General features: G+C 59.4%; 20 protein-coding genes. 4 read left to right on the top strand and 16 right to left on the bottom strand.

The features are described 5' to 3' along the window. Positions 1–415: 415 nt before the first annotated feature. Both coaD and rsmD read right to left on the bottom strand, forming a co-directional pair. The gene (gene coaD, locus ACRWA7_RS17825; RefSeq protein ID WP_060817300.1) at positions 416–919 is read right to left on the bottom strand and encodes a pantetheine-phosphate adenylyltransferase; all 504 of its coding nucleotides are present in this window, start codon (positions 917–919) and stop codon (positions 416–418) included. A 156-nt stretch (positions 920–1,075) separates the two neighbouring features. Beyond that, entirely contained in the window at positions 1,076–1,768 is a 693-nt protein-coding gene (gene rsmD / locus ACRWA7_RS17820) for a 16S rRNA (guanine(966)-N(2))-methyltransferase RsmD (protein ID WP_438395238.1), read from the bottom strand. A gap of 328 nt (positions 1,769–2,096) precedes the next feature. Here rsmD and ftsY point away from each other — a divergent pair, with 328 nt between their 5' ends. Further along, entirely contained in the window at positions 2,097–3,368 is a 1,272-nt protein-coding gene (ftsY, locus tag ACRWA7_RS17815) for a signal recognition particle-docking protein FtsY (RefSeq protein ID WP_438395236.1), read from the top strand. A 45-nt stretch (positions 3,369–3,413) separates the two neighbouring features. Here ftsY and ACRWA7_RS17810 read toward each other — a convergent pair whose 3' ends face one another. Genes ACRWA7_RS17810 through ACRWA7_RS17800 form a run of 3 tightly spaced genes read right to left on the bottom strand, consistent with a single transcriptional unit; the run spans position 3,414 to position 5,386 of the window. After that, positions 3,414–4,025 carry a LysE/ArgO family amino acid transporter gene (locus ACRWA7_RS17810; protein ID WP_438395234.1) on the bottom strand — a complete coding sequence of 204 codons (612 nt, stop codon included), beginning with the start codon at positions 4,023–4,025 and terminating at the stop codon, positions 3,414–3,416. Beyond that, positions 4,022–4,666, bottom strand: coding sequence for a maleylacetoacetate isomerase (gene maiA, locus ACRWA7_RS17805; protein WP_438395232.1), 645 nt, complete (start codon positions 4,664–4,666; stop codon positions 4,022–4,024). The genes ACRWA7_RS17810 and maiA overlap by 4 nt, the downstream gene beginning before the upstream one ends. A 21-nt stretch (positions 4,667–4,687) precedes the next feature. Further along, the gene (locus ACRWA7_RS17800) at positions 4,688–5,386 is read right to left on the bottom strand and encodes a fumarylacetoacetate hydrolase family protein (RefSeq protein ID WP_060817304.1); all 699 of its coding nucleotides are present in this window, start codon (positions 5,384–5,386) and stop codon (positions 4,688–4,690) included. A 239-nt stretch (positions 5,387–5,625) separates the two neighbouring features. Between ACRWA7_RS17800 and ybiB the strand changes: the two genes are divergently transcribed. Together ybiB and leuA are read left to right on the top strand one after the other, a co-directional pair. After that, positions 5,626–6,585, top strand: coding sequence for a DNA-binding protein YbiB (gene ybiB, locus ACRWA7_RS17795; protein WP_438395230.1), 960 nt, complete (start codon positions 5,626–5,628; stop codon positions 6,583–6,585). A gap of 443 nt (positions 6,586–7,028) precedes the next feature. Then, positions 7,029–8,687: a 2-isopropylmalate synthase gene (leuA, locus tag ACRWA7_RS17790; protein WP_438396684.1), complete on the top strand. Its 1,659-nt coding sequence runs from the start codon at positions 7,029–7,031 to the stop codon at positions 8,685–8,687. A 121-nt stretch (positions 8,688–8,808) separates the two neighbouring features. Here the strand turns inward: leuA and ACRWA7_RS17785 are convergent, their stop codons facing one another. Together ACRWA7_RS17785 and ACRWA7_RS17780 are read right to left on the bottom strand one after the other, a co-directional pair. After that, positions 8,809–9,204, bottom strand: coding sequence for a nuclear transport factor 2 family protein (locus ACRWA7_RS17785; RefSeq protein WP_060817305.1), 396 nt, complete (start codon positions 9,202–9,204; stop codon positions 8,809–8,811). 46 nt (positions 9,205–9,250) lie between these two features. Next, positions 9,251–9,817: an acyloxyacyl hydrolase gene (locus tag ACRWA7_RS17780; protein ID WP_060817306.1), complete on the bottom strand. Its 567-nt coding sequence runs from the start codon at positions 9,815–9,817 to the stop codon at positions 9,251–9,253. A 395-nt stretch (positions 9,818–10,212) separates the two neighbouring features. Between ACRWA7_RS17780 and rpoH the strand changes: the two genes are divergently transcribed. Next, on the top strand, positions 10,213–11,148 hold the full coding sequence (gene rpoH / locus ACRWA7_RS17775; protein ID WP_438395228.1) for an RNA polymerase sigma factor RpoH: 936 nt from the start codon (positions 10,213–10,215) through the stop codon (positions 11,146–11,148). A 156-nt stretch (positions 11,149–11,304) separates the two neighbouring features. Here rpoH and cyoD read toward each other — a convergent pair whose 3' ends face one another. The 9 genes from cyoD to nagA all read right to left on the bottom strand — a co-directional run bounded on the left by cyoD (position 11,305) and on the right by nagA (position 23,712). Further along, entirely contained in the window at positions 11,305–11,637 is a 333-nt protein-coding gene (gene cyoD / locus ACRWA7_RS17770; protein ID WP_060817308.1) for a cytochrome o ubiquinol oxidase subunit IV, read from the bottom strand. Next, positions 11,638–12,246, bottom strand: a complete 609-nt coding sequence (cyoC, locus tag ACRWA7_RS17765) for a cytochrome o ubiquinol oxidase subunit III (protein WP_060817309.1) — start codon at positions 12,244–12,246, stop codon at positions 11,638–11,640. Next, positions 12,246–14,237, bottom strand: a complete 1,992-nt coding sequence (gene cyoB / locus ACRWA7_RS17760) for a cytochrome o ubiquinol oxidase subunit I (protein ID WP_060817746.1) — start codon at positions 14,235–14,237, stop codon at positions 12,246–12,248. Before cyoB ends, cyoC begins: the two co-directional genes overlap by 1 nt. Before the next feature lie 15 nt (positions 14,238–14,252). After that, the gene (gene cyoA, locus ACRWA7_RS17755) at positions 14,253–15,146 is read right to left on the bottom strand and encodes a ubiquinol oxidase subunit II (protein WP_060817310.1); all 894 of its coding nucleotides are present in this window, start codon (positions 15,144–15,146) and stop codon (positions 14,253–14,255) included. Between the two features lie 252 nt (positions 15,147–15,398). Continuing rightward, complete coding sequence (locus tag ACRWA7_RS17750; RefSeq protein ID WP_438395227.1) at positions 15,399–16,787, bottom strand: DUF1996 domain-containing protein; 1,389 nt, start codon at positions 16,785–16,787, stop codon at positions 15,399–15,401. Positions 16,788–17,126: 339 nt separating this feature from the next. After that, positions 17,127–18,896 (bottom strand): N-acetylglucosamine-specific PTS transporter subunit IIBC, encoded by a 1,770-nt coding sequence (gene nagE / locus ACRWA7_RS17745; RefSeq protein ID WP_060817312.1) that lies wholly within the window; start codon positions 18,894–18,896, stop codon positions 17,127–17,129. 106 nt (positions 18,897–19,002) lie between these two features. Beyond that, entirely contained in the window at positions 19,003–21,594 is a 2,592-nt protein-coding gene (gene ptsP / locus ACRWA7_RS17740) for a phosphoenolpyruvate--protein phosphotransferase (RefSeq protein WP_438395225.1), read from the bottom strand. 14 nt (positions 21,595–21,608) lie between these two features. Then, positions 21,609–22,616: an SIS domain-containing protein gene (locus ACRWA7_RS17735; protein WP_060817314.1), complete on the bottom strand. Its 1,008-nt coding sequence runs from the start codon at positions 22,614–22,616 to the stop codon at positions 21,609–21,611. After that, positions 22,609–23,712, bottom strand: a complete 1,104-nt coding sequence (gene nagA, locus ACRWA7_RS17730) for an N-acetylglucosamine-6-phosphate deacetylase (RefSeq protein ID WP_060817315.1) — start codon at positions 23,710–23,712, stop codon at positions 22,609–22,611. Before nagA ends, ACRWA7_RS17735 begins: the two co-directional genes overlap by 8 nt. Positions 23,713–24,239 lie beyond the last annotated feature (527 nt).

Raw genomic sequence — 24,239 nt, 5'->3', positions numbered from 1 at the left:
GCGGCATTGTGCAAAGTGGATTCGGTCGTCAAGACAAGGATTGCATCGCACGCGTGTCAGCAAAAGCCTACGCAATTCTGTTTGCCTGGGGTTCTACCGCGGACATGATCCATTCGCGCCATCGCAGAAGCGCAACGATAAACAGAAGGATATTGCGAGGGAAGACGTCCGCCGGATCGGGTCTCTACGCCATATAAAAGAAAGAATCGCTGACATTGCATAAGCGATAGAAGGAAATCTTCGGACAGACGTCCTGAGTCAATCAAAACGTCCTGAAAACAGGAAATCGGTTTGCGCGTACTGTTCCGCTGGGAACGGTCCGTGCCTTACTTCGTCGGTCCGGCGCTTCAGCCGGTTTCAATCGCGCGCGTTCTAAACGAACGGACGTTAGCGAGTTCTTGAGCTCAAAAAGCGCTCAGGGCACCGCGGGGTCGGGCGCGATCGGACCGACCTTGTCCTGCAGGCGTTTTTCCACCGAAGGAAATACAAACTTGCTGACATCGCCGCCAAGCTGCGCGATCTCGCGCACGATCGTGCCCGAAATGAACTGGTACTGGTCCGAGGGCGTCATGAACATGGTCTCGACGTCGGGCAACAGATACCGGTTCATGCCGGCCATCTGGAATTCATATTCGAAGTCGGAGACAGCGCGCAGACCCCGAACGATCACGCGCGCGTTGTTCTTGCGCACGAAATCCTTCAGCAGGCCCTTGAAACTCATCACTTTCACGTTTGGATAGTGCCCCAATACTTCGTCGGCAATGTCCAGCCGTTCCTGCAGGCTGAAAAACGGCTTCTTGTTGCGGCTATCGGCGACGCCAACTACCAGCGTATCGAAAATACTCGATGCGCGTCGCACAAGGTCTTCGTGACCGCGCGTGAGCGGATCGAACGTTCCCGGATAAACGGCTGTAACCATGGGCATCTCCTCTTCTGATACTTTTCTGGCGCTTTAGAGACTATTTGACAGTGCTTCTAACGGTAGCCTGTCGTTAGCGTTCAGGGTCATGCTGATTCGGTAACTCCGCCGATATCCCATGTTCCCCTACCCTCGGCCGGCGTTTTGGAAGGCGCATTATTCCTCATTTTCGCGCTGCAGCAAATGATAGCGGACCGCGCCGGCTTTGCCTTCGCGGGTAATTGCCCATCCCGTCAATGCGGGGATTTGCGCAGGATCGACGGGTTCGCCCGATTCCACGTAAAGCACGCCATTCACCGATACCAGCGGCACGGCGAGCTCGAGCGCGCGCTGGAGCATGGCGGTGTCGCCGAAAGGAGGATCGAGGAAAACGACATCGAAGGACTTCGACGGCAGGTTTGCCGCGAGCCGCAGCGCGTCGGCTTCCATGATTTCGATGTTTTTGGCGGCCAGGCGCGTCTGGTTGGCCTTCAACTGCGCAACCGCGCGGCCGCTGCGCTCCACCATTAATACACGCACGGCGCCACGTGACGCGGCCTCGAATCCGAGCGCGCCGCTGCCGGCGAAGAGGTCGAGGCATCGGCGGCCATCGAGCGACTGGCCGAGCCAGTTGAAAAGGGTCTCGCGTACGCGATCCGGGGTCGGGCGCAAACCATCGAGGCTCAGCACGGGCAGCGGAGTGCGCTTCCAGTCGCCGCCAATAATACGGATGGAATGCGCCTTGCCACCACGCGACAGCGGCGCTTCACGCACTTTGGACGCTCGGTCTGCCAGCGCGGGATCGCGCGTTTTTTCACGGCTGCGTTCGGGATCTCGCGTGAGCGATCGGGTAATGGAAGAGCGGGACATGGACGTACGTAAGTGGGCAGGCGGTTCAGCCGAGCATGGGCCGGTAATAAGAGCGAGCGCGAGCATGAATCGCGTTCTCTGATGGGCGCACGTTACCACAGCGCCATCGCCGCGCACGCCAGCGTCCGCCGCCACGCAGCTACTACAATGGATGCCGGCTGATAAAATACGCGTCTTTCCCGTTTTCGCGCTTTCGCCCGGTTCTTCCCGCTGCTCTCGGCGGTTTTCGCGGCGCGGCGGCCACATCGTCTCGCGTTTTTTCGGGCGTTCGAGTCAAAAACGCGGTTGCAACGCCACAGATGAAACGCCACTTCCACCATTGCAGACCATGTTCAGCTTTTTCAAACGATTAGTAGGCAAATCGACCGACGCGCCCGAGGAAAATCAGGCCGAAGACACCGTCGACGTTGATTCCGAAGCCGAAGAAGAACTCCGGCATGCGACCACGCCGGTTACGCCGGCACAGCCGGTGGAGACGGAGCGTCCAGCTGCGCCGGCTGCGGACGTCAAGGCCCCGCTGGAGCACGCAACAACACCCGTTACGCCGGCTCAGCCGGTCATTGACTCGCCTGGCGATTCGGCGAACGGCTCTGCGAGCGCAAAACCCAAACCCTACTGGCAAGGGCGTACGGCGTCTCAATGGACCGCGCCGCAGGAAACTGCCGTCATCGTGCCGCCGCCTGAACCGGAGGAAACCGCGAAACGTTCGTGGCTGACCCGGCTCAAGACGGGGTTGTCGAAGACGAGTTCGGGACTGACGGGCATTTTCGTCGGCGCGAAGATCGATGACGATCTCTACGAAGAGCTCGAAACAGCATTGCTTATGTCCGACGCGGGCATGGACGCGACCGAATATCTGCTTGAAGCGCTGCGCGAAAAAGTCCGCACCGAGCGTCTTGTCGACTCCATGCAGGTCAAGGCCGCGCTCCGTTCGCTCCTCGCGGATTTGCTGCGGCCGCTCGAGAAATCGCTGATGCTCGGCCGCGCTCAACCGCTCGTGATGATGATCGCCGGCGTGAACGGCGCGGGTAAAACCACGAGCATCGGCAAATTGGCCAAGCATTTGCAGCGCTTCGACCAGTCCGTGCTGCTGGCCGCCGGCGACACGTTCCGGGCCGCCGCACGCGAGCAGCTGCGCGTGTGGGGCGAGCGGAACAACGTCACGGTTCTGTCGCAGGAAAGTGGCGATGCCGCCGCGGTGATCTTCGATGCCGTCGGCGCAGCGCGGGCGCGAAAAATCGACGTCATGATGGCCGATACCGCCGGCCGTCTGCCCACGCAGCTTCACCTGATGGAAGAGCTGCGCAAGGTGAAGCGCGTGATCGCCAAGGCGCAGCCGGACGCGCCGCACGAGGTCTTGCTGGTAATCGATGCAAACACAGGTCAGAATGCGCTCGCGCAAGTGAAGGCCTTCGACGACGCACTTGGGCTGACCGGTTTGATCGTGACGAAACTCGATGGCACGGCGAAGGGCGGCATTCTTGCAGCGATTGCGCGCCAGCGTCCGATTCCGGTTTATTTCATTGGCGTGGGCGAGAAGGTGGAAGACCTGCAGCCGTTCAGCGCCGACGAATTCGCGGACGCGTTGCTGGGAAATTAAAGCCGGACGCCGCAGGCGTTTCACGACGCCTGCCGCAAAGCCCACTCACCGGGACAGGATCAACGCCCCTGCAATCCACCACATCACCACGCCCACGATCACGTCGAGCACGCGCCACGAGACATCCTGCTCGAACAGCGGCCGCAGCAATCGCGCGCCGAATCCAAGCGCGGTAAACCAGATAATCGACGAACACATGGCTCCTGCCGCGAACCAGGCGTTCCCCGGCCAGCCGTATCGCGCGCCAATGCCGCCTAGCAAGACCACGGTATCCAGATAAACGTGCGGATTGAGCAGCGACAAAGCCAGCACGGTCGACGCCGCTTTCAAAGCCGTCTGGGACTCGCCGTTCTCGGCCTGCAAATGCCCCGGCCCCTTCCACGCCGCATGAAACGCCCGCACGCCGTACAGAAACAAAAACACCGCGCCGGCCCAGCGAATCACGTCGAGCAACACGGGCGCACGTGCAATCAGCGCGCCCATTCCGCCAATGCCCAACCCAATCAGCAACACATCGATCAGCGCGCAAATCGTGACGACCAGGCCCACGTGCCTGCGCTTCAAACCCTGCCGCAATACAAATGCGTTCTGGGCGCCAATCGCGATAATCAAACTTGCGCCAAGTCCGGCGCCGGATAAGAAAACTGCTGTCGTCATTCGGCGTCCGGTTGCTGCCCGGGCGCGGCGCGCGCGAACGCATCGATTTGCCCGGCGTGATCGGCAATACGCTCGATTGTCGGATACCGGCTCATATCGATATTGAAACGCCGCGCGTTGAATACTTGCGGCACGAGGCAAAGATCGGCGAGCGTGGGCATATTGCCAAAACACAGCGCGCCCACGCGCGGATCGTTCGCCAGGCGCTTCTCAAGCGAACTGAACCCTGTTTCCAGCCAATGCCGATACCACGCGTCCTTGGCCTGCTCGCCAACCTTCAGCGTGTGCTTCAGATACTTGAGCACACGCAGGTTGTCGATGGGATGAATCTCGCACGCCACCTGCAGCGCGACCGAACGAATGAACGCACGATCCAGTGCGGTCCCCGGCAACAGCGCCGGCTCCGGATGCGTTTCCTCCAGATATTCGATGATCGCAATCGACTGCGTGAGTATGTCCGCGCCGTCCACGAGCGTCGGCACGATGCCGTCCGAATTCAGTTCACGATACTCGGGCTTCAGTTGCTCGCCGCCGTCGCGCAGCAGATGAACCGGCGCATAGTCGTAATCGAGCCCTTTGAGATTCAGCGCAATGCGCACGCGAAACGCGGCCGAGCTTCGAAAATAGCTATACAGCTTCATCTGTCTCCTCCATTTTTATGCTCAGACCACGCGCACGGAGAACTCGCCGATTCCGTCAACGCCGCCCTTCATCAAATCACCCTTCTGGATCGCGCCGACGCCCTCCGGCGTGCCCGTGAAAATCAGGTCGCCGGGGAACAGTTCGAACAACGTCGACAAATATGCAATCGTCTCGCCCACCGACCAGATCAGTTGCGAGATATCCGAACGCTGCTTTTCCTCGCCATTGACGGTGAGCCAGATCGCGCTTTTCTCCAGATGCCCGACTTCCTTCACCGGATGAATTGGACCGAGCGGAGCGGAATGGTCAAAGCCTTTCGCTGTATCCCATGGACGGCCGAGTTTCTTGGCTTCGGCTTGCAGGTCGCGGCGGGTCATGTCGAGACCAAGCGCGTAACCGTAGACGTGGTCGAGCGCTTGATCGGCGGGAATGTCCTTGCCCTGCTTGCCTATGGCCGCGACGAGTTCCATCTCGAAGTGAACGTTCTTTGATTGCGATGGATACGGAAACTCGCCCGTTGCACCGGGCGCGACATACAACACGGCGTCCGCGGGCTTGGCAAAAAAGAATGGCGGCTCACGATCCGGATCGTGGCCCATCTCGCGCGCGTGCGCCTCGTAATTCCGGCCGACACAATAAATCCGGCGAACGGGGAATGTGTCGCTGGAACCGGCTACAGGCACCGCAACCACGGGCGCCGCGGCAAAAACATGACTCATTGCGCTTTCTCCTGTTTGATCTGGCTATCTACCCAGGACTCAAGTTTAACGTGCACGGTGTGCAGCCGCGATTCGGCCGAATGGCCTGGGCGGTGAGGCGATCGCGCCGCCTTCGCTTGCAAGGCCGCCTCAAATGCGGTACTGAATGTGCTTCCCGCATTTCACAATTGAAGCGGCCGACATGCACAACCTGAGTGGAGATGAAGACACTTGTGCGAGACGGCTGCCCGGACCATTCGATGACCGACTCTGCTGCCTTCCCCTGCGCCCGTTTTATCAAGGAAATCGGCCGTGGGCCCAACGGCGCGCGCGCGCTGACCCGCGAGGACACGTACGCCCTCTACGAAGCGATGCTCGACAACCGCGTCTCCGATCTCGAACTCGGCGCGGTATTGCTTGCGTATCGTGTGAAGGGAGAGACGGCGGCCGAACTTGCCGCGATGCTCGCTGCCGCCCACCGCTCGTTCGAGCCGCTGCACATCCAGAATGGCCGCGACAACGCGCGCCCGGTTTCCATCCCAAGTTATAACGGCGCGCGCAAGCAACCCAATCTGACGCCGCTACTGGCGCTGCTGCTCGCGCGGGAAGGCGTGCCGGTGCTCGTGCACGGCGTGACCGACGATCCGGGCCGCGTGACCAGTGCCGCGATTTTCGCGGAACTGGGCGTGGAAGCATCAGCTTCACATGATGAAATCGAAGACAACCTCGCTTCGCGACGCCTCGCGTTCGCCCCGATAACCGTGCTCGCGCCGAAATTGGCCCGCCTCCTGGCGATCCGCCGGATCATGGGCGTGCGCAATTCAACGCATACGCTTGTCAAGATTCTGCAGCCGTTCGCGCAGCCGGGTTTGCGGCTCGTGAACTACACGCACCCGGAATATCGGGAAAGCCTGACAGGACTTTTTACGGAACATCCCGATGCGGCTGCCGGCGGCGCCCTGCTCGCCCGTGGCACGGAGGGCGAAGCCGTCGCCGATACACGCCGCCAGGTGCAGGTCGACTGGTTCCACGATGGTCACACGCAAACGCTGGTGTCGCCGGAACGCTCTTCGCCGGAAGCGCCTGCGGTGCCGCTGCCCGAATCGCTCGATGCCGCCACAACCGCGCGCTGGATCGAAACCGTGCTGCGCGGCGAGGCGCCAATTCCCGCCGCGCTAGCGCGTCAGGCAGAACTGATCGCGGATATCGTCAGGCGATAAATTTGTCAGCCAAAATCCGCCCACGGTTGACAAATGCGCGCGCCGTCAGCTAATGTGCGGACATGAGCTTTGCCCAGTTCCCCTCCCTTCGAATTACTCAGGGTCGCCTAGCGCGGCCCCTATCGCTACGTCTAGCGTAAGTCGCTAAACGTGGCGCCGCGCATTCCCAATGCGCGGTCCCTCCTGCAGTTCCGTAGCTCCCCTTTTTTTATCACCCGTAGTCGTCTGGTTTCGTCCGTTCATCCACGGCCACGAAATCGCGAGGAACACATGCACGCTGCATTTGCATCGTTCACGTTTGTCACCGGCGTCATCCACGCCCAGGAAAAATGCGAACTCGCGCAGCGCACATGGGACTGTTGCTGGCAAGCCGCCGGCAGCGCGCCCGCCTCGCAACGATTGCGCTTTCACGCTTACAACGCGTTCAGCCGAGGCCCACGATGATGATGCGCAACCCTTCCGAGAAATACCGCCCTTTTCCCCAAGTCACGCTCAAAGGACGCCAGTGGCCGAACCGCACGATTGAACGCGCGCCCATCTGGATGAGCACCGATCTTCGCGACGGCAATCAGGCGCTGATCGACCCGATGAGCATCGACGCCAAGCTCGAATTCTTCGAGATGCTCGTGGCGGTGGGTTTCAAGGAAATCGAAGTGGGTTTTCCGTCGGCATCGCAGACGGATTTCGACTTCGTGCGCAAGCTCATCACGGAAAACCGCATTCCCGCCGATGTCACCATTGAAGTGCTCGTGCAATCGCGCCGGGATCTCATCGAGAGGACGTTCGAAGCTGTGGAAGGCGCGGCGCGAGTGATCGTGCATCTTTACAACGCGATATCGCCGTCGTTCAGGAAGATCGTGTTCGGGATGACGAAGGAACAAACCAAAGCGCTGGCGGTGGAAGGCACGCGAATCATCAAGGAATGCGCCGCCGCGCGCCCCGCGACGCACTGGACGTACCAGTATTCGCCGGAAACGTTCAGCATGACGGAGCTTTCGTTTTCCCGCGAAGTCTGCGACGCCGTCGCGCAAATGTGGCGCCCGACGCCCGCTCACAAGATGATCGTGAACTTGCCCGCCACGGTCGAAGCCGCCATGCCCAACGTGTTCGCCGATCAGGTCGAATGGATGGACCGCAACATGGGGTTTCGCGACAGCATCGTGCTTTCGGTGCATCCGCATAACGATCGCGGAACGGCGGTCGCCGCAGCGGAACTCGCGATCCTTGCGGGCGCCGATCGCGTGGAAGGCTGCCTTTTCGGCAACGGCGAGCGTACCGGCAACGTGGATCTCGTGACGCTCGCCATGAATTTGTACACGCAAGGTATTGATCCGGGCCTGGATTTTTCGGATATCGATGGCGTGCGGCGCGTCGTGGAACGCTGTAATCAGATCGCCGTGCATCCGCGTCATCCGTATGCGGGGGATCTCGTGTTTACCGCGTTCTCGGGTTCGCATCAGGACGCGATCCGCAAGGGTTTTGCGCAGCGCGAAGCGGGTACGGTGTGGGATGTGCCGTACCTCCCCATCGATCCCGCCGATCTCGGCCGCAGCTATGACGCCGTGATCCGCGTGAATAGCCAGTCGGGAAAAGGCGGCGCGACGTATCTCATTGAACGCGGCCTGGGCTTCACGCCGCCGCGGCGGGTGCAAATCGAGTTCAGTCACGCTGTCCAGAAAGTCGCCGATTCATCCGGCGAAGAAGTGTCCGGCGACGTCATTTGCACGCTCTTCAAGCGCGAATACTTCGACGCGCAAGGACCGGCGTCACGCGCCGATGCGTCCGCGGTCCACTTCAACGGCCGTCATGTGGCGCTTCCCGTTTCGAAAACGGCGGACGAGGCCCATGCGCAGGCCGTCGGCGCGGCATTTGCCGAGATAGCGGGCTGCCCGATCGATGTGACCTCGTTCGAAACGGCGGTCACCGCGAAGGGAGAAACGGCTGTGTTTGTCGGTTGCCGGATCGGCGATCAAGTCGCCCGTTTTGGCGTGGCCGTGCATGCAAACGCGATGCAGGCGGTAAGCGATGCAATCATCAGCGCGTTAAATCGCGCGCGATGGGCCGGACGCAAGGCAGTGGAAAACGAAGCAGTTGCGGCTTGACCTCTTCGGCGAAAGGCACAGCAGGTGACGCTCAGGACCGGCACGGCGAGCAGCGTCCACAAGACGCTGCATTTTTGCCACCGGCCCCGCGATACTCAACCCGGCGAGTATCAAACCGGCGCTAATCCAGCGCCACGCGCGTCGCCTGCATCGCGAGCAACCTGTAGTTGCCATCGACATGAAGATGAACGGCCGTGTACGCAATCGGAAACAACAGCGCGCCGTTTTTCGACTCCATCTCGATCAACGCGCGCCCATGCACGATCCACGTGTCCCGGCCGCCCGGCATCAAGTCTTGCGACTGAATCTCGATTTGCCGGTAACGCCGGCGTCCCGCCGTGATTGCATCGATAAACTGCCGCTTCGACTCGCGCTTGCCGTTGGTGTGGACATAGCTCGCGTTGTCCGCCAGCAGCGCGTCGAGCACCTCGCCGTCGCCGTCGACCATCGCGCGAAAACGGCCGCGCTCGAGTTCGCGTATTGCGTCGATGGGCTTATCCGTGGATTGTGCCGGCATGGGTCGGTTCCTCTTGCGCTTGAGGAACCGGCTGATGCGGTCCTCGTCAGAAGTTGTACTGCAAATATATCTGGCTGAAATTTATACCAGGATTCGGGTGTTCGATACCGGCGTTGGATAAATGCTGAAACCGGAAGCCTGCCTGATAGTTCTGATGCGCGCCGAACTGCGCCCCGACGCCCACCATATCGGCAAACTGAAAGGACGACGAGAACGTGCGGTCCTCCGTTTCACGCACATGCGATAACAACCGCACGCCAACGCCCGCCTCCACGTATGGCCGAAACCAGCCCGAACTCTTGATGAAACGGAATACCGGCGTCAACCCGAACTCCCAGATATTCGGATGCGACGCGTTGCTCTCGCGAATGTCCCAGTAGGCCACGTGCGCCTCGCCAACCACGGTGAAATGGAACCCGCCAATTTCCCACCATGTCCAGTTCGGGTCCCAGACAACGCCGACGTCCGCCTTGCGGACATCATGGTCAGCGACACCGCCGGCAACTTGCACGCCGAACTGGTCAGCCTTGGCGCTCGCCGATACAAGAGCGAGGGCTCCCAGGATTGCGCCGTAAAAAGAGCGTTTTTGCCAAACACTTTTGTTCTTTTGCATGAACTACTCCGGAGCTGGTTTCTCGAACACACTCGCCGCAGGGAACGGCACGCCGCCATTTTAGAGACGGTCTTAAAAAAAAGCTCAGAACAGTTCTGCGGATTGTTGGAAAGACGGAATTAAGTTTCATCGAAAAGGGATTTGAGAAGTAAATCGTGCGCAGACTTGCAGGTTTCTTTCGGTAAAATTGACAAGGAACTCGTTTCTCTTCGCGAAATCCCAGGAATTGGTTCGGGAAAGCACTTACTACCTATTGGAGTACAAGTTCTAATAGCTTTTAGGGAACTCCCGCACATATCGGCCCTCTAATCTTTAGCACTCGAAATAGCAGAGTGCTAATATCATGGCTGGACCCGGTTTTCATCGGGTTTTTTGTTGATAAGGAGCAGACAAGCGTGACCAATGCGATAACCCTTCCGAATACTGGACACTCGGCGTCGGCCAAGGCCGCTTCGGCAGGTGCGCTGACGTTTGCGCAGTCGTCCATGTTGACTGGTCAGATCGGCAACATCGACGCCTACATTTCGGCTGTCAACCGGATTCCGATGCTTACGCCGTCGGAAGAACGTCAGTACGCCACTGAATTTCGCGAGAACGACAACCTCGACGCGGCTCGCCAGCTCGTGCTGTCGCACTTGCGCCTGGTCGTTTCAATTGCCCGTAACTATCTGGGCTACGGCCTGCCGCACGCTGACCTGATTCAGGAAGGCAATATTGGCCTGATGAAGGCTGTGAAGCGTTTCGACCCGCAGCAAAACGTGCGGCTGGTTTCGTACGCCATGCACTGGATCAAGGCCGAGATTCACGAATACATCCTGCGCAACTGGCGCACGGTGAAGGTTGCGACCACGAAGGCGCAGCGCAAGCTGTTCTTCAACCTGCGCAGCCATAAGACTGGACACAATGCGTTCACGCCGGGTGAAGTCGATAGCCTTGCGAAAGAACTGAATGTGAAGCGCGAGGAAGTCTCGGAGATGGAAACGCGTCTTTCCGGCGGCGATATTGCGCTGGAAGGCCAGATTGACGACGGCGAAGAGTCGTACGCGCCGATTGCTTATCTGGCGGATTCGCATAACGAGCCGACTAACGTGCTGGCATCGCGTCAGTTCGACAAGCTGCAAAGCGAAGGATTGTCCACCGCGCTCGAATCGCTCGATGAACGCAGCCGCCGGATCGTTCAGGCGCGCTGGCTCGAAGTGGACGACGACGGCTCGGGCGGCAAGACGCTGCATGAACTCGCCGACGAATTTGGTGTATCGGCTGAGCGGATTCGTCAGATCGAAGCCAGCGCAATGAAGAAGATGCGCTCGGCGCTGCACGAATACGCGTAAGCGCTCGCCAGAGAAAATGGCAATGCCCGCCGTCGCAAGACGGCGGGCATTTTTTTGCCTGCACGGGACGCCTTGCTCCTTGCTTTTGTATCAAAAGGAACGGCGCCCGGAGTTTCCTCCGGGCGCCGTCCTGATACAGCTAAAAGCGCTTGAGGCTTAGCGCGACATCATGTGGTGGCCGACGTTATGCATCACCCACAACGTCCCGCCAATCACAATCACCGCCACCAGCATGGTGAATCCGAATGCGACGACGTTCCAGCGCTGCGATGACGACGTGTTCATGTGCAGGAAGAACACGAGGTGCACGAGGACCTGGATGAATGCGAGCACCGCAATCGCGATGATCGTGTCGGTTTGCCCAAGCGACTGTTGCATGACCAGCCCGAACGCTGCGGCCGTCAGCACGACGGAGAGGACAAAGCCGATGACATACGAGCGCACGCTGCCGTGGCCCGCGCCGGTATCGATTGAATGTGCGTGTGCCATTTATACGACGCTCGTCAGATAAACAAAGGTAAAGACGCAGATCCAGACGATGTCCAGGAAGTGCCAAAAGAGGCTGAGGCACGCGAGGCGCGTCAGATCGCGTTGAGTGACTTTCTTGTTGCCGATAACCTGCACGGCAAGCACCGCCATCCAGATCAGGCCAGCCGTGACGTGCAGGCCGTGCGTTCCCACCAGGGTGAAGAACGCCGACAAGAACGCGCTGGTTCCCGGACCGTACCCTTGCTGGATCAGAAGTTGAAACTCATGGATCTCCAGCCCGATAAAAGCCGCGCCAAGCAGGAACGTGACGCCGAGCCACGCGAGCAGCGCGGTCGACTTGCCTTTATACGCGGCCAGCATGCCGAAGCCGAACGTAATGCTGCTGAACAGCAGGATAGCGGTTTCCAGCATGACGCCGGGCAGTTCGAACACCTCCTTGCCTGAAGGACCTGCCGCGAACTGGTTCCCCATGACGGCGAACACGGCGAACAATGACGCGAAGATGATGCAATCGGTCATCAGGTACACCCAGAACCCAAGCACCGTATTCGATGAACCGTGGTCGTCGTGGGATTCCGGCATACCGTGCGGAATGATTTTAGTCAGCATTACAGTGCCTCCTGCAGGTCGCGGGTGCGTGTTTGCACCGGCGAGCCGTCCATTCCGGCAACGGTCGCAGCCGGAATGAAGTAGTCGATGTCGTTGTCGTAGCTGCGCATGATCAGCGTGACGATCACGCCCAGCAATCCGGCCATGGCGAGCCACCAGATATGCCAGACCAGCGCGAAACCAACCGCCAGGCTGAACAAGGCGATGACCAGGCCAGCGCTGGTGTTGCGCGGCATGTGGATGTCTCGATAATCCTCGCGCGCATGGCGCGTGCGGCCTCGTTCCTTCATGTGAGCGAAGGCGTCGAGATCGTGCACTACCGGCAAGACCGCAAAGTTATAAACCGGCGGCGGCGAGCTGGTTGCCCATTCGAGCGTGCGGCCGTTCCACGGATCGCCCGTAACGTCCTTGTACGCAGGCGAATTACGCTTCACCACACTGACAACGACCTGAGCAACCTGGAACAACACGCCTACGAGGATAATCAGGGCGCCGATCAGCGCAACGACCATATACGGCTGCCAGCCCGGCGTGTCGTAATGATTCATGCGGCGCGTCGCACCCATGAAGCCGAGCACGTACAGCGGCATGAAAGCAGTCCAGAAACCCACGAACCAGCACCAGAACGCGCACTTGCCGAGCGTTTCGTTCAGCTTGAAACCGAACGCCTTCGGGAACCAGTAAGTGAAACCGGCGAGATATCCGAACACCACGCCGCCAATAATCGCGTTATGGAAGTGAGCGATCAGGAACAAGCTGTTATGCAGCACAAAGTCAGCGCCCGGCACAGCAAGCAGAACACCCGTCATGCCGCCAACCGTGAACGTGACCATGAATCCAATTGTCCACAGCACAGGCGATGAAAATTCCAGCCGTCCCTTATAGATAGTGAACAGCCAGTTGAAGATCTTTACACCGGTCGGTATGGCAATGACCATGGTCATGATCCCGAAGAACGCATTCACGTTCGCGCCGGAACCCATGGTGAAGAAGTGATGCAGCCAGACGAGCAACGACAGCACCATGATCGAGCAGGTCGCGTAGACCATCGTCTTGTAGCCGAACAGTGGCTTCTTGGCGAAGGTGGCGACAACTTCGGAATAGATGCCAAACGCCGGCAGCACGAGGATATACACCTCCGGATGCCCCCACGCCCAGATCAAATTCAGATATAGCATGGCGTTGCCGCCCGCGTCGTTCGTGAAGAAATGCATGCCCAGATAACGGTCGAGCGCGAGCAATGCAAGCGTTGCAGTGAGGATCGGGAACGTGGCGAGAATCAGCACGTTCGAGCACAGCGACGTCCACGTGAACACAGGCATCTTCATGTACGTCATGCCGGGCGCGCGCATCTTCACAATCGTGACGAAGAAGTTGACGGCAGTGAGCAACGTTCCTATGCCGGAAAGCTGCAAGCTCCACAAATAGTAATCAACACCCACTCCCGGACTGAACTGCAATTCCGACAACGGCGGATAAGCAAGCCAGCCGGTTTGTGCAAAATCCCCGATCACCAGCGAGATGTTGATCAGAATCGCTGCGACCGCGGTCATCCAGAAACTAAGCGAGTTGATGAACGGAAACGCGACATCGCGCGCGCCGATTTGCAGCGGCACGACAATGTTCATCAGGCCGATCATGAAGGCCATCGCCATGAAGAAAATCATGATGACGCCGTGCGCGGTGAAGATCTGGTTGTAGTGCTCGGGCGGCAGGAATCCTGGCCCGTTATACGCGAGCGCGAGTTGAGTGCGCATCATCAGGGCATCGACAAAGCCACGCAGCAGCATGAGCACCGCTACGACGATGTACATGACGCCGATCTTCTTGTGATCGACCGATGTCAACCATTCACTCCACAAATAGCCCCACTTCCTGAACCACGTCAGCCCGAAGACCACGGCCACCACAATGAGCGCCATGAACGCTGCCGCGCCCATGATGATGGGCTGGTCGAACGGTATGTCCGCCAGCGTTAGTTTTCCCAACAAATTTCCAAACATGGCTTATCCCTTCGTACGGCAGATGGGGTCGGGTATGTTGCGAGCATGCCCGTTGTTGTATTTCGCGACGATGGTCTGGAACAGATTCGCGTCGACCTTCGAGAAGTACTGGACCGGATGCTTTTCGGTCGGCGAGGCAACGGCCGCGTAATTCATGCCGTCAAGCTGGCTCGGCGACGCTTTCACCTTCTTCACCCAGGCCGCGAACTCTTCGGGCGTGGTCGCAATAGCGCGGAATTTCATGTCCGAAAAACCTTGACCGCTAAAGTTCGCGGACAACCCGGCATAGTCCCCGGCGTGGTCGGCAATCAGGTGCAGCTTGGTTTGCATGCCCGCCATTGCGTAGATCTGGCCACCCAATTGCGGGATGAAAAACGAATTCATCACCGAATCCGACGTGATCTTGAAACTCACTGGCGTGCCGACGGGAAACTGGATCTGGTTGACCGTGGCAATACCAAGATCCGGGTAGATAAAGAGCCATTTCCAGTCGAGCGCGACAACTTCGACATTGATCGGCTTGACGTCCGACTGAATGGGCTTATACGGATCGAGCGCGTGCGTGCTTTTATAGGTCAGAATACCGAGATAAAGAATAATCATGGCAGGCACAAGCCACACCACGATCTCGATTTTTGTGGAGTGCGCCCACTTCGGCAAATACTCAGCCGATGTATTCGACTGCCTATATTTCCACGCGAATAAAAGCGTGAGGAAAATAACCGGCACGACCACGATCAACATGGCGTACGTGGACGTCAGAATAAGATTTTTCTCAGCCAGTCCGATACTGCCCTTTGGATCGAGAAGATCCATCTGGCCGCCGCAACCTGAGAGAAGGAGAGCAGGGAAAATTGCTAACCGCTTGCAAAACCCCGACCCGGATTTGTGTTTCATACCTTGCCCAATTTAAACGTTTTTGAGATATTACGTTTAGACCTTTTATCGGTCTCGGGAGAAGGTTATCGCGATTTCAAGAGCTTGCTTAATCGAAATTTCTCGAAAAATATTTTGTTTTTATTTGATGCGTCTTGTTGCCGCAGATAGTTGTTAACTACATGACACCTTTCATCGTTACTGAGAATAAAAAGCAGGTTTTATAGAATAAAAGGCCTGCACTCCGCAGGCCTTTTTTTAATCAAAAGATAATTACTTCAAATATAACCCCGGTGCCCAGATACCCAGACGCGACGAGAATTGAAAGGTCTTTGACGTCGAATTGCGGATGCAGACGGCAATCTGCTTTGCGCCCGCCTGTTTTTGCGACGCTATGTAGGCGCTGATATCGTTGTTGCGCACTTGCTGGACGTTATCGGCGTAGATCTTCCCGATGTAATCGCTCGTACTGCATGCAGAGGCGTTTGGCGGGTTTGATGCATCGTCCCAATTCGGGGTTGCGCTATAGATCCAGAGGGAAACCGCGGTCGAATCGGTTACGTTTCCACCCAGGGTCTGGAGATAAGAGCCGACGTACGGATAGTCATCTAGGTTTTCCGGCATGGGAAATTTCATGAAGATAAGGTCGCCAGGTGCCGAAACCAAAGTCGTACTGGTCGGGCTAATGGTGCCATTAACATCCATTTGCACGTTCGCAGCAGTCGCTGAATAATAGACTGGAATACTTTTGTCACAGGTTGCGCCTGGAAGACCGCCCGACGTCCCTCCTTTGTTCATGCATGTGTCCACTAAGTATTGCATGGTCTCCACGTGCCATGCGTTCACAAAATCTCCATGTGCGGTGTACATGCTTCCCCATTGCGGAACCCATTGACCGTTTTGCAATATCGGATCAAGCGAAAGCTGCGCGGTGGACAGGTCCGGATCACTACCGAGGTCATACGCAATGTTCATCTGCAGTTCTGGAATCTTCACCGGATACCCGGCCGGGCAGGTGCCGTCGCTGTTCCTATACGCTACATTAAGCGCGCCGTTTGCCGCGCGCATAAGGCTTTGCATCTTCTGAGCCTGATTTGCTCCCAGAACGGGTACCAAGGTTTTCCCGTCCCAGCAGTCCGGAAAATGCACGGAGATGTTGAATTGCGAAGTGGTGGCGCCGCTGGCGGGTGGGCAGCGCTGCGGCATGGTTGTCGTGTAGTTGCCGCTGCCGGCGCACAGAAAGTTGATATGTGGATTCGGCACCGTACCCATGTGATCGCCTGCCAGCATTTCCAGTCCTGCTGGAATGGGTTGGACAGGGAAAGCGGCGACCGGCTGGTCATTCTTGTAGTACGTCTTTTGGTACATGGGCGCGATAATACCCGACGCACGTTTCAACTGCGGCGCCCAATATGCCGAGCGATCCGCGGCTGTGTCGCATGTAATGACCTTGTTGCTGTTTAATGAATCGTAAGTGCTGTAGGCGTCAGTATTTGAATTTCCGAAAAAATCATGCATCATGGCTTGCCCCGGCTTGCCGGGATGCACAATGGAATCGTCTGGCAGAGTATGTGAGTAAGCACACTGCGCGTTGAACTGATTAGCGTGAGCAACTCCGGCTATAAACATCAGCATTATCCAAATAGCGGTCTTTAATCTCATGAATGACTCCTGACAGGAATTGGAACGCAAATCGAATCGTGTTTTATTGATTTATCGATCAGGTAAACTGATTTTTTCTCAATCTGAATCACCAGCAGGGTTTCTAATTTTTTTGATTCATGAAAAGCAGCGTGCCAACTTTTTTAAATAATCCGCTGAAAAACTGGCTTTGTGGCTGAAATATAATAGACCCGGATCATGGCTTTCGCCATGCCGGGTCTGAAAGTAATCCGAGGAAAAATGAAACGTGCGCACTGACCGTGCGCACAGATTTACATATTCGGCGATTAATACACGATTAATACGCCTATGTATCAATCGCCGGACATTCCAATGACATCACGCCGGCAGCGGCGAAGCTCCATTGCCAGGAGAAAGACGCTTAGCCAGCGTGGCCGCGTAACGCGGAGCCGCGTTACCTACAACAATGTGAAACGTATCGGCGGAAACCCATGCCACGTCGAGCGCCGACAAGCGTTGACGATCAACCGACGACGGATCGCGCACGACCACACGCAAACGCGTGGTAGCAACGGCGTCGAGTGAAGCGACGTTCGTCGCGCCGCCGAACACCGCGAGCCAGCGCACGGGGTCCGGATCGAGCGGGCCTTGTTCGCCGACAGGAACTGCCGCCACCGGAACAGCCGCAGCGGGTGTGGACGAGGCCGGCGTCGCGCCGCGTGTCGACGAACGTTCGAGTTCGGTACGAATTTCATCGGAGATGAGATCGGCTTCCGGTCCAATGATCACCTGCACGTTCGTCGCGCCGCGCTTCAACACGCCGCGTGCGCCAATCGCCTTCAATTGCGGCTCCGAAACCTTCTCTGCATCCACCACGGAAAGACGCAGACGGGTCGTGCAGGCATCGACGAGCGTCAGGTTCGACGCGCCTCCCAAGGCTGCGATGTAACGCACTGCGCGCGGCACGCTTGCGCCCGCCGTCGGCGAAACGAAGCCGGTGTTATCGAACGATTCCACTTCGGCGTCGGTCGTTGCGGGCTCGCGACCCGGCGTCGCCATGTTGAACTTTCGGATGAAGAAGCGGAACAGGCCGTAATAGACCAGGCCGTAGACCAGGCCGATTGGAATGGCCAACCAGCCGCGCTGCGAAAGACCGTAGTTCAGCACATAGTCGATTGCGCCAGCCGAGAACGTGAAGCCAAGGTGAATGCCCAAGGCCGAGCAGATTGCGAGCGACAAACCCGTGAGCACGGCGTGGATGGCATACAGCACCGGCGCGAGGAACATGAAGCTGTACTCGATCGGCTCGGTCACGCCCGTCAGGAATGCGGTGAGCGCCATGGAGAACAGCAAGCCGCCCACAACGGCGCGACGTTCCTTCGGCGCCTCATGGAACATGGCGAGACACGCTGCCGGCAGGCCGAACATCATGATCGGGAAGAAGCCCGTCATGAAGCCGCCAGCGGTTTTATCGCCGGCGAAGAAGCGATGCAGATCGCCCGTCACCGCTGCGCCGCCGCCCGTTGGCGTGTACGAGCCGAACACGAACCACGCAAGCGAGTTGATGATGTGGTGCAGGCCCGTTACCAGCAGGATCCGGTTCAGCACGCCGAACACGAACACGCCAATAGCGCCCGCACCCGTCAGCCAGCCGCCGGCTGCATCGATAGCCGCCTGAATGGGCGTCCAGATATAGCCAAAGACAATGCCGAGCACGAGACACGCCACCCCCGTGACAATCGGCACGAAGCGTTTCCCTCCGAAGAACGCGAGGTACTCAGGCAGCTTGATGTCCTTGTACCGGTTGTAGAGATACCCGGCCACGCAACCCGCAACGATCCCCGACAGCACGCCCATATTGAGCTTGTCGTTGATGTCCTTCATCACCGCGATTTCGATCAGGTAACCGATCGCGCCAGCCAGGCCGGCCGTACCGTTGTTGTCCTTCGCGAAACCCACTGCCACGCCAATGGCGAACAAGAGCGGCAGGTTGGTGAAGATGGTGTCGCCTGCATCGGCGATCATCTTGATGTTGAAGACATCCGGCTGACCAAGGCGCAATAGCAGCCCGGCCACCGGAAGCACCGCAATCGGCAGCATCAGCGCGCGGCCGAGTCGCTGCATTTTTGCAAACGGGTTGGCGTCCATCGAATTCTCCAAAGAAAAGTGTCTTGTCGTTGATCGTGAGGTGAAACGTGGTGTCGATCGATTCTTTTTACTAATGAACGCGAAGGCTGGCCGCCGGAAGGACGTGTTAGTCCAGCGGCCAGATTTCGCGGCTTGCTGCTCTTACTGCCTGTGCCGATTCGAGCGCCAATGCATCGAGCGCGCGCTGGCGGCACAGTGGGTAATCGAGTTTGCGCACGAGCGCCTTGATGCCGGGGACCGAAACCGGATCCACCGATAATTCCGTCACGCCGAGGCCCACGAGCAACGGCACCGCGACCGGGTCGCCGCCGAGCGCGCCGCACACGCCGACCCACTTGCCGTGCTTCGCCGCGCCGTCCGTCGCCGCCTTGATGAGGCGCAGGACCGCAGGATGCAGGCCGTCGGCCTGAGCCGCGAGATCTGCCTGGCAGCGGTCCATGGCGAGCGTGTATTGCGTCAGGTCGTTCGTGCCGATGGACAGGAAATCCGCGTGTTGCGCGAGCTGATCGGCCAAGAGCGCGGCCGATGGCACTTCGATCATCACGCCGACCTGAATGGGATCGGTACGGCCGATCTCGGCCGCGAGTTCATCGATACGCTTTCTCAAGCGCACGAGCTCGCCCGAGTCGGTCACCATGGGCAACAGGATGCGCACCGTGCCGAACGGTTTCACGGCGAGCAGACCACGCAACTGGTCGTCGAGCAGATCGGGGCGCACCTGCGCGAGGCGGATGCCGCGCAAGCCCAGCGCCGGGTTGGTTTCCGGCGGCAGCGTCAGGTAATCGACTTCCTTGTCGGCGCCTACGTCGAGCGTGCGGATGATGGCCGTGCGTCCGCTTAGCGCGCCGACAATCGATTGATAGCTTTCCTCATGTTCGGCCGCGCTCGGCGCCGACTGACGATGAATGAACAAGAGTTCTGTACGCAGCAGGCCAACGGCATCGGCGCCATTTTCAACGGCGATCTTCGCGTCGTCGATGGTCGCAATGTTCGCCGCGACTTCAATGGTCCGGCCGTCGCTCGTGGCGGCCGCTTCCTGCGACGTCTGCCGGTTCACCTCGCGCACGCCCGCCAGGCGCTGGCGCTCGAGGCGCGCGCGTTCCACATCGAGTGCGGTTGGCGCGTATTCCAGACGGCCCGCCGATGCGTCGACCACGACTTGCGTGCCATCGGGGATTGCGTGCAATGCATCGCCCACGGCAACCAGCGCCGGAATGCCGATCTGCCGCGCGATGATCGCCGCGTGCGAGGTCGCGCCGCCTCGCGCCATGACGAGCGCCGTCACGCGCGTGCGATCCAGCGATGAAAGATCCGACGGCGTGAATTCGTCGGCGGCGAGGACGGCTTCGTCGGGCAACTGGCGCGCGGCCGTGTTCGTGAGTCCAAGCGCGCGCAACACGCGTTTTTCGATATCGCGCAGATCCGCGGCGCGCTCCGCCAGCAACGCATCTTCAACGTTCGACAACAGCACGATCTGCGCGCGGATTGCTTCGCGCCATGCAAACCCGGCGCTCTTGCCGAGGCTGATCAGGTCGCGGGCTGCGTCGAGCAGCGTTGGGTCTTCAAGCAGCACGCGATGCACCGCGAAAATACCCGCCTCGCCCACCGCGCCGCGCTGCGAAGCGGTGCGCACGGTCTCGCCGAGTTCTGCGTCGATGGCGGCAATTGCCTTGTCCAGCAGCCGGCTTTCCGCCGCCGATGTGCCCGTTGCCTGTTCGGGCGGCGTGATGTCGTTGTCGTCCCAGCGGACCAGCTTGCCAACCGCAATCCCCGCCGATGCACATACGCCCGCAAGCGTATTCGGATCGAGCGGCGTTCCTGTGTCGCGCGCAATGGCAACCGGCGCTGGCGAACGCGTGCGCGCCGGCTTCTCTTCCACTTCGCCATGCGCTTCGCGCAGCAACTCTGCCGCGACCGCTTCCACCGCAGCGGCAGCTTGAGCGCCCACGCCAAGCAACTCGACGGTCGCGCCTTCTCCCGCGCCGAGCCCGAGCAAGCCGACCACGCTTTCTATGGGCGCCTTGCGGCCATTGAAACGCACTTCGACCTTGGCGTCGAAACCGCGCGCCGCTTCGCGGGCGCGCGCGGCCGGCCGCGCATGCAAGCCGCCCGACTGGCCGAGCGTGACGCTGCGGCGCGCTTCTTCTGTGACGTTCGACGTGCTGCGCGCTGCGTCGGCTTTTACACCATCCTTGCCGCGCAACACCAGCAACTGGCTTTCGCCCGCCCGCAACATGCCGCGCCCGGCGCGGCTGACCACCTCGAACGCATCGCTGTTCGCCACGGCGATCACCGAGACGAGACTTGGCGCATGCTGCGCAACGTAGTCGGCATCGAACTCGATCAGTACGTCGCCTGCGCGCACGCTCGCGCCTTGCTCGACCTTCGGCGTAAAACCTTTACCCGCCAGTTCCACCGTATCGATACCGATGTGCACCAGGATTTCCGCACCCTGTGCCGTACGCAACGTCACCGCGTGGTGCGTACGCGCGAGGTGCGTGATGACGCCGTCGCACGGCGCGACCATCACGCCCGCGAGCGGATCGATGCCAATGCCGTCGCCGAACATGCCGTCGGCGAATACGGGATCCGGCACCTCAACGAGTGGCACCATTGGCCCGGTAAGCGGCGCGAGCAATACAAAATCGCTCTGGTTTTCAGGGGAATGATTCAACAGGGACTCCTCGGCACGGCGCATCGGATTACTCTCGATTAACGGGTTTCGGTGACTTTGGCCAGATGGCGCGGCGCGTCGGGATTGCGCCCGCGCGCGGCAGCCAGGCCTTCGGCCATCACATAAAAAGACAGGATCGCCGCGATGGGATCGAGCGCGAAATGTGCGGTCTCGACGAGCGGCAAGGTGGCTTCGGGAATATCGGCGGGCGCGGCGAGCAGCACGCGTGCGCCGCGGGCGCGCATGTCGCGGGCAAGCTGGATCAAGCCAGCCTGCTCCGGTCCGCGCGGCGCGAATACGAGCAGCGGATAGTTTTCGCCGATGAGCTCCATTGGGCCATGCCGGACTTCCGCGCTGGAGAACGCTTCGGCTTGAATGCCCGATGTTTCCTTCAGCTTGAGCGCCGCTTCCTGAGCGATCGCAAGACCGAGCCCACGACCGATCACGAACATGCTCTCGACGTCCCTGAGCTCGCTGACGGCATGAGACCAGTCGAGCTTGCCGGCGGCGCGCAAGGCGTCGGGCAACGACTTGAGCGCGTTGAGCAACTCGGCATCTTTCTGCACATGCGCAATGACAATGGCCGACAGCGACAACATCGCGATATAGCTCTTGGTCGCCGCCACCGACAACTCCGGCCCGGCCAGCAGCGGCAGATTCCACTCGCATGCTTCGGCGAGCGGCGAGCCGGGCGCATTCACGGCGGCCACGGTCAGTGCGCCGGCGTCGCGCAAAGCCTGCATGGTGCCAATCAGATCCGGGCTCTTGCCCGACTGCGAGAACGCCACGGCCAGTTGGCCCTTCACACGCAAAGGCGCTTGCTGCAGGGTTGCGACCGACATGGGCAACGAGGCGACCGGCACGCCAATGCGGCTCATGGTCAGGCCTGCGAAGTAACTGGCCGCGTGGTCCGAGGAACCGCGCGCCACCGTCAGCGCAACGTGCCGCGGCTCTTCGGCGAGCCGCGCGGCGAGCGCTTCTATGTGGGATGTATCGGCAAGCTGGGCAACCACCACGTCGGCGGATGCCAGCGCTTCATCAAGCATATTCGACAATTGATTCACCTTCTACATAAGTTGCTGTCAACGCCAGTTCACGGTCGAACACGACGAGGTCCGCCCACGCGCCACGCGCAATCCGGCCCCGGTCCTCGAGCCCGAGATAGTCGGCGGCGTAGCGTGACAGGCGATTGGAAACGTCTTCCATTGGCAAGCCGATGGAAACAAGATTGCGCAGCGCCTGATCCATCGTCAGCGTGCTGCCCGCGAGCGTGCCGTCGGCGAGACGCACGCCGCCCATGCACTTGGTCACGTGCTGGCTGCCCAGGCGATATTCGCCATCGGGCATGCCGGATGCCGACGTGCTGTCCGTGACGACGTACAAGCGCGGAATGGCGCGCAGCGCGGCGCGAATTGCGCCGGGATGCACATGGAGAAGATCGGGAATGAGTTCGGCGTACTCGGCATGTGCGAGCGCGGCGCCCACCATGCCGGGATCGCGATGATGCAACGGCGACATGGCGTTGAACAAATGCGTGAAACCACGCGCGCCGTGTTTGAGGGCGTTGACCGCGTCGTCGTATGTGCCGAGCGAATGGCCCAGTTGCACCCGTACGCCGCGCGCCGCCATTTCCTGGATCACTTCAATGTGGCCGGAGATTTCAGGGGCAATGGTCACCACGCGGATAGGCGCGAGCGAAAGATACTTCAACACTTCGTCGCGCACGGCGACGGCGGCGGCATCGGGCTGCGCGCCGAGCTTTCCGGGATTGATGTACGGGCCCTCAAGGTGCACGCCCAGAACGCGCGCGCCACCGGGCGCCCGGCGAATGGCCTGTTCACCCAGGCCGGCAACCACCGCCATCAATTCGTCGCGGGGTGCGGTCATGGTGGTGGCGAGCATGCTGGTCGTGCCGTGTTTCGCGTGTTCGCGCGCAACGGTAGCCGCGGCGTCGCCGCCTTCCATGATGTCGGCGCCCCCACCGCCATGCACGTGACAGTCGATAAAACCCGGCAGGATGTACGGAGCGTCATTCGTCCTCGGGTCCACGCGCGCTCCTTCAAGCGCCGTCACCCGGCCGTTCTCGAACGCGATCGAGCCGTGTATCCAGCCGTCGGTCGTCAGGATGTTTCCTTTCAGCATGAATCTCTCTCGTGAAACGTACAGCATGACGCGCCTTGGCCGCGCTCGCGGGCGCTCGCACAGAAGTGCCAGCTGGCGGCGCTCAACGCGTGATAAGGCTCGAACCGCCGCCGCGCCCGCTGCGAGCAGGCTGGCATTGCCAGCGACACAACACGTCAAATCTGGCGTTTCCAGCAACGGCGTTTCTTGCCCCGGATTGTTTTTATGGACATCTTTCGCGTCATCTCAGCCGACGAAGATCAAGCTTCCATCCACCGGATCAACGACACTTTAATTGACGCTTTTTGATCAATTTCTACGATGACTTGTATGCAGATTCTGCATAGGATTTGTCGAAGTAACCGTTAAATCAGCGAGCCCATTATATAACCAAAATAATACCAGTCAATTTACGAAATCATTTTTCCAGAGTTCGTTAAACTTGTTAATTATCAATAGGTTAAATAAAAAATTTTGTTGTTTCATGTTTGGATTTGCACTAGTACTAACCCTTGGATACAGCCCACTTTAATGCAGTTGGTCTACAC

The sequence above is a fragment of the Caballeronia sp. DA-9 genome (assembly GCF_051615025.1).
GTDB classification, from domain to species: Bacteria; Pseudomonadota; Gammaproteobacteria; order Burkholderiales; family Burkholderiaceae; genus Caballeronia; species Caballeronia sordidicola.
Note: the sequence above shows the minus strand (reverse complement) of the source record. Positions and strands in the feature narration are given on the sequence as shown.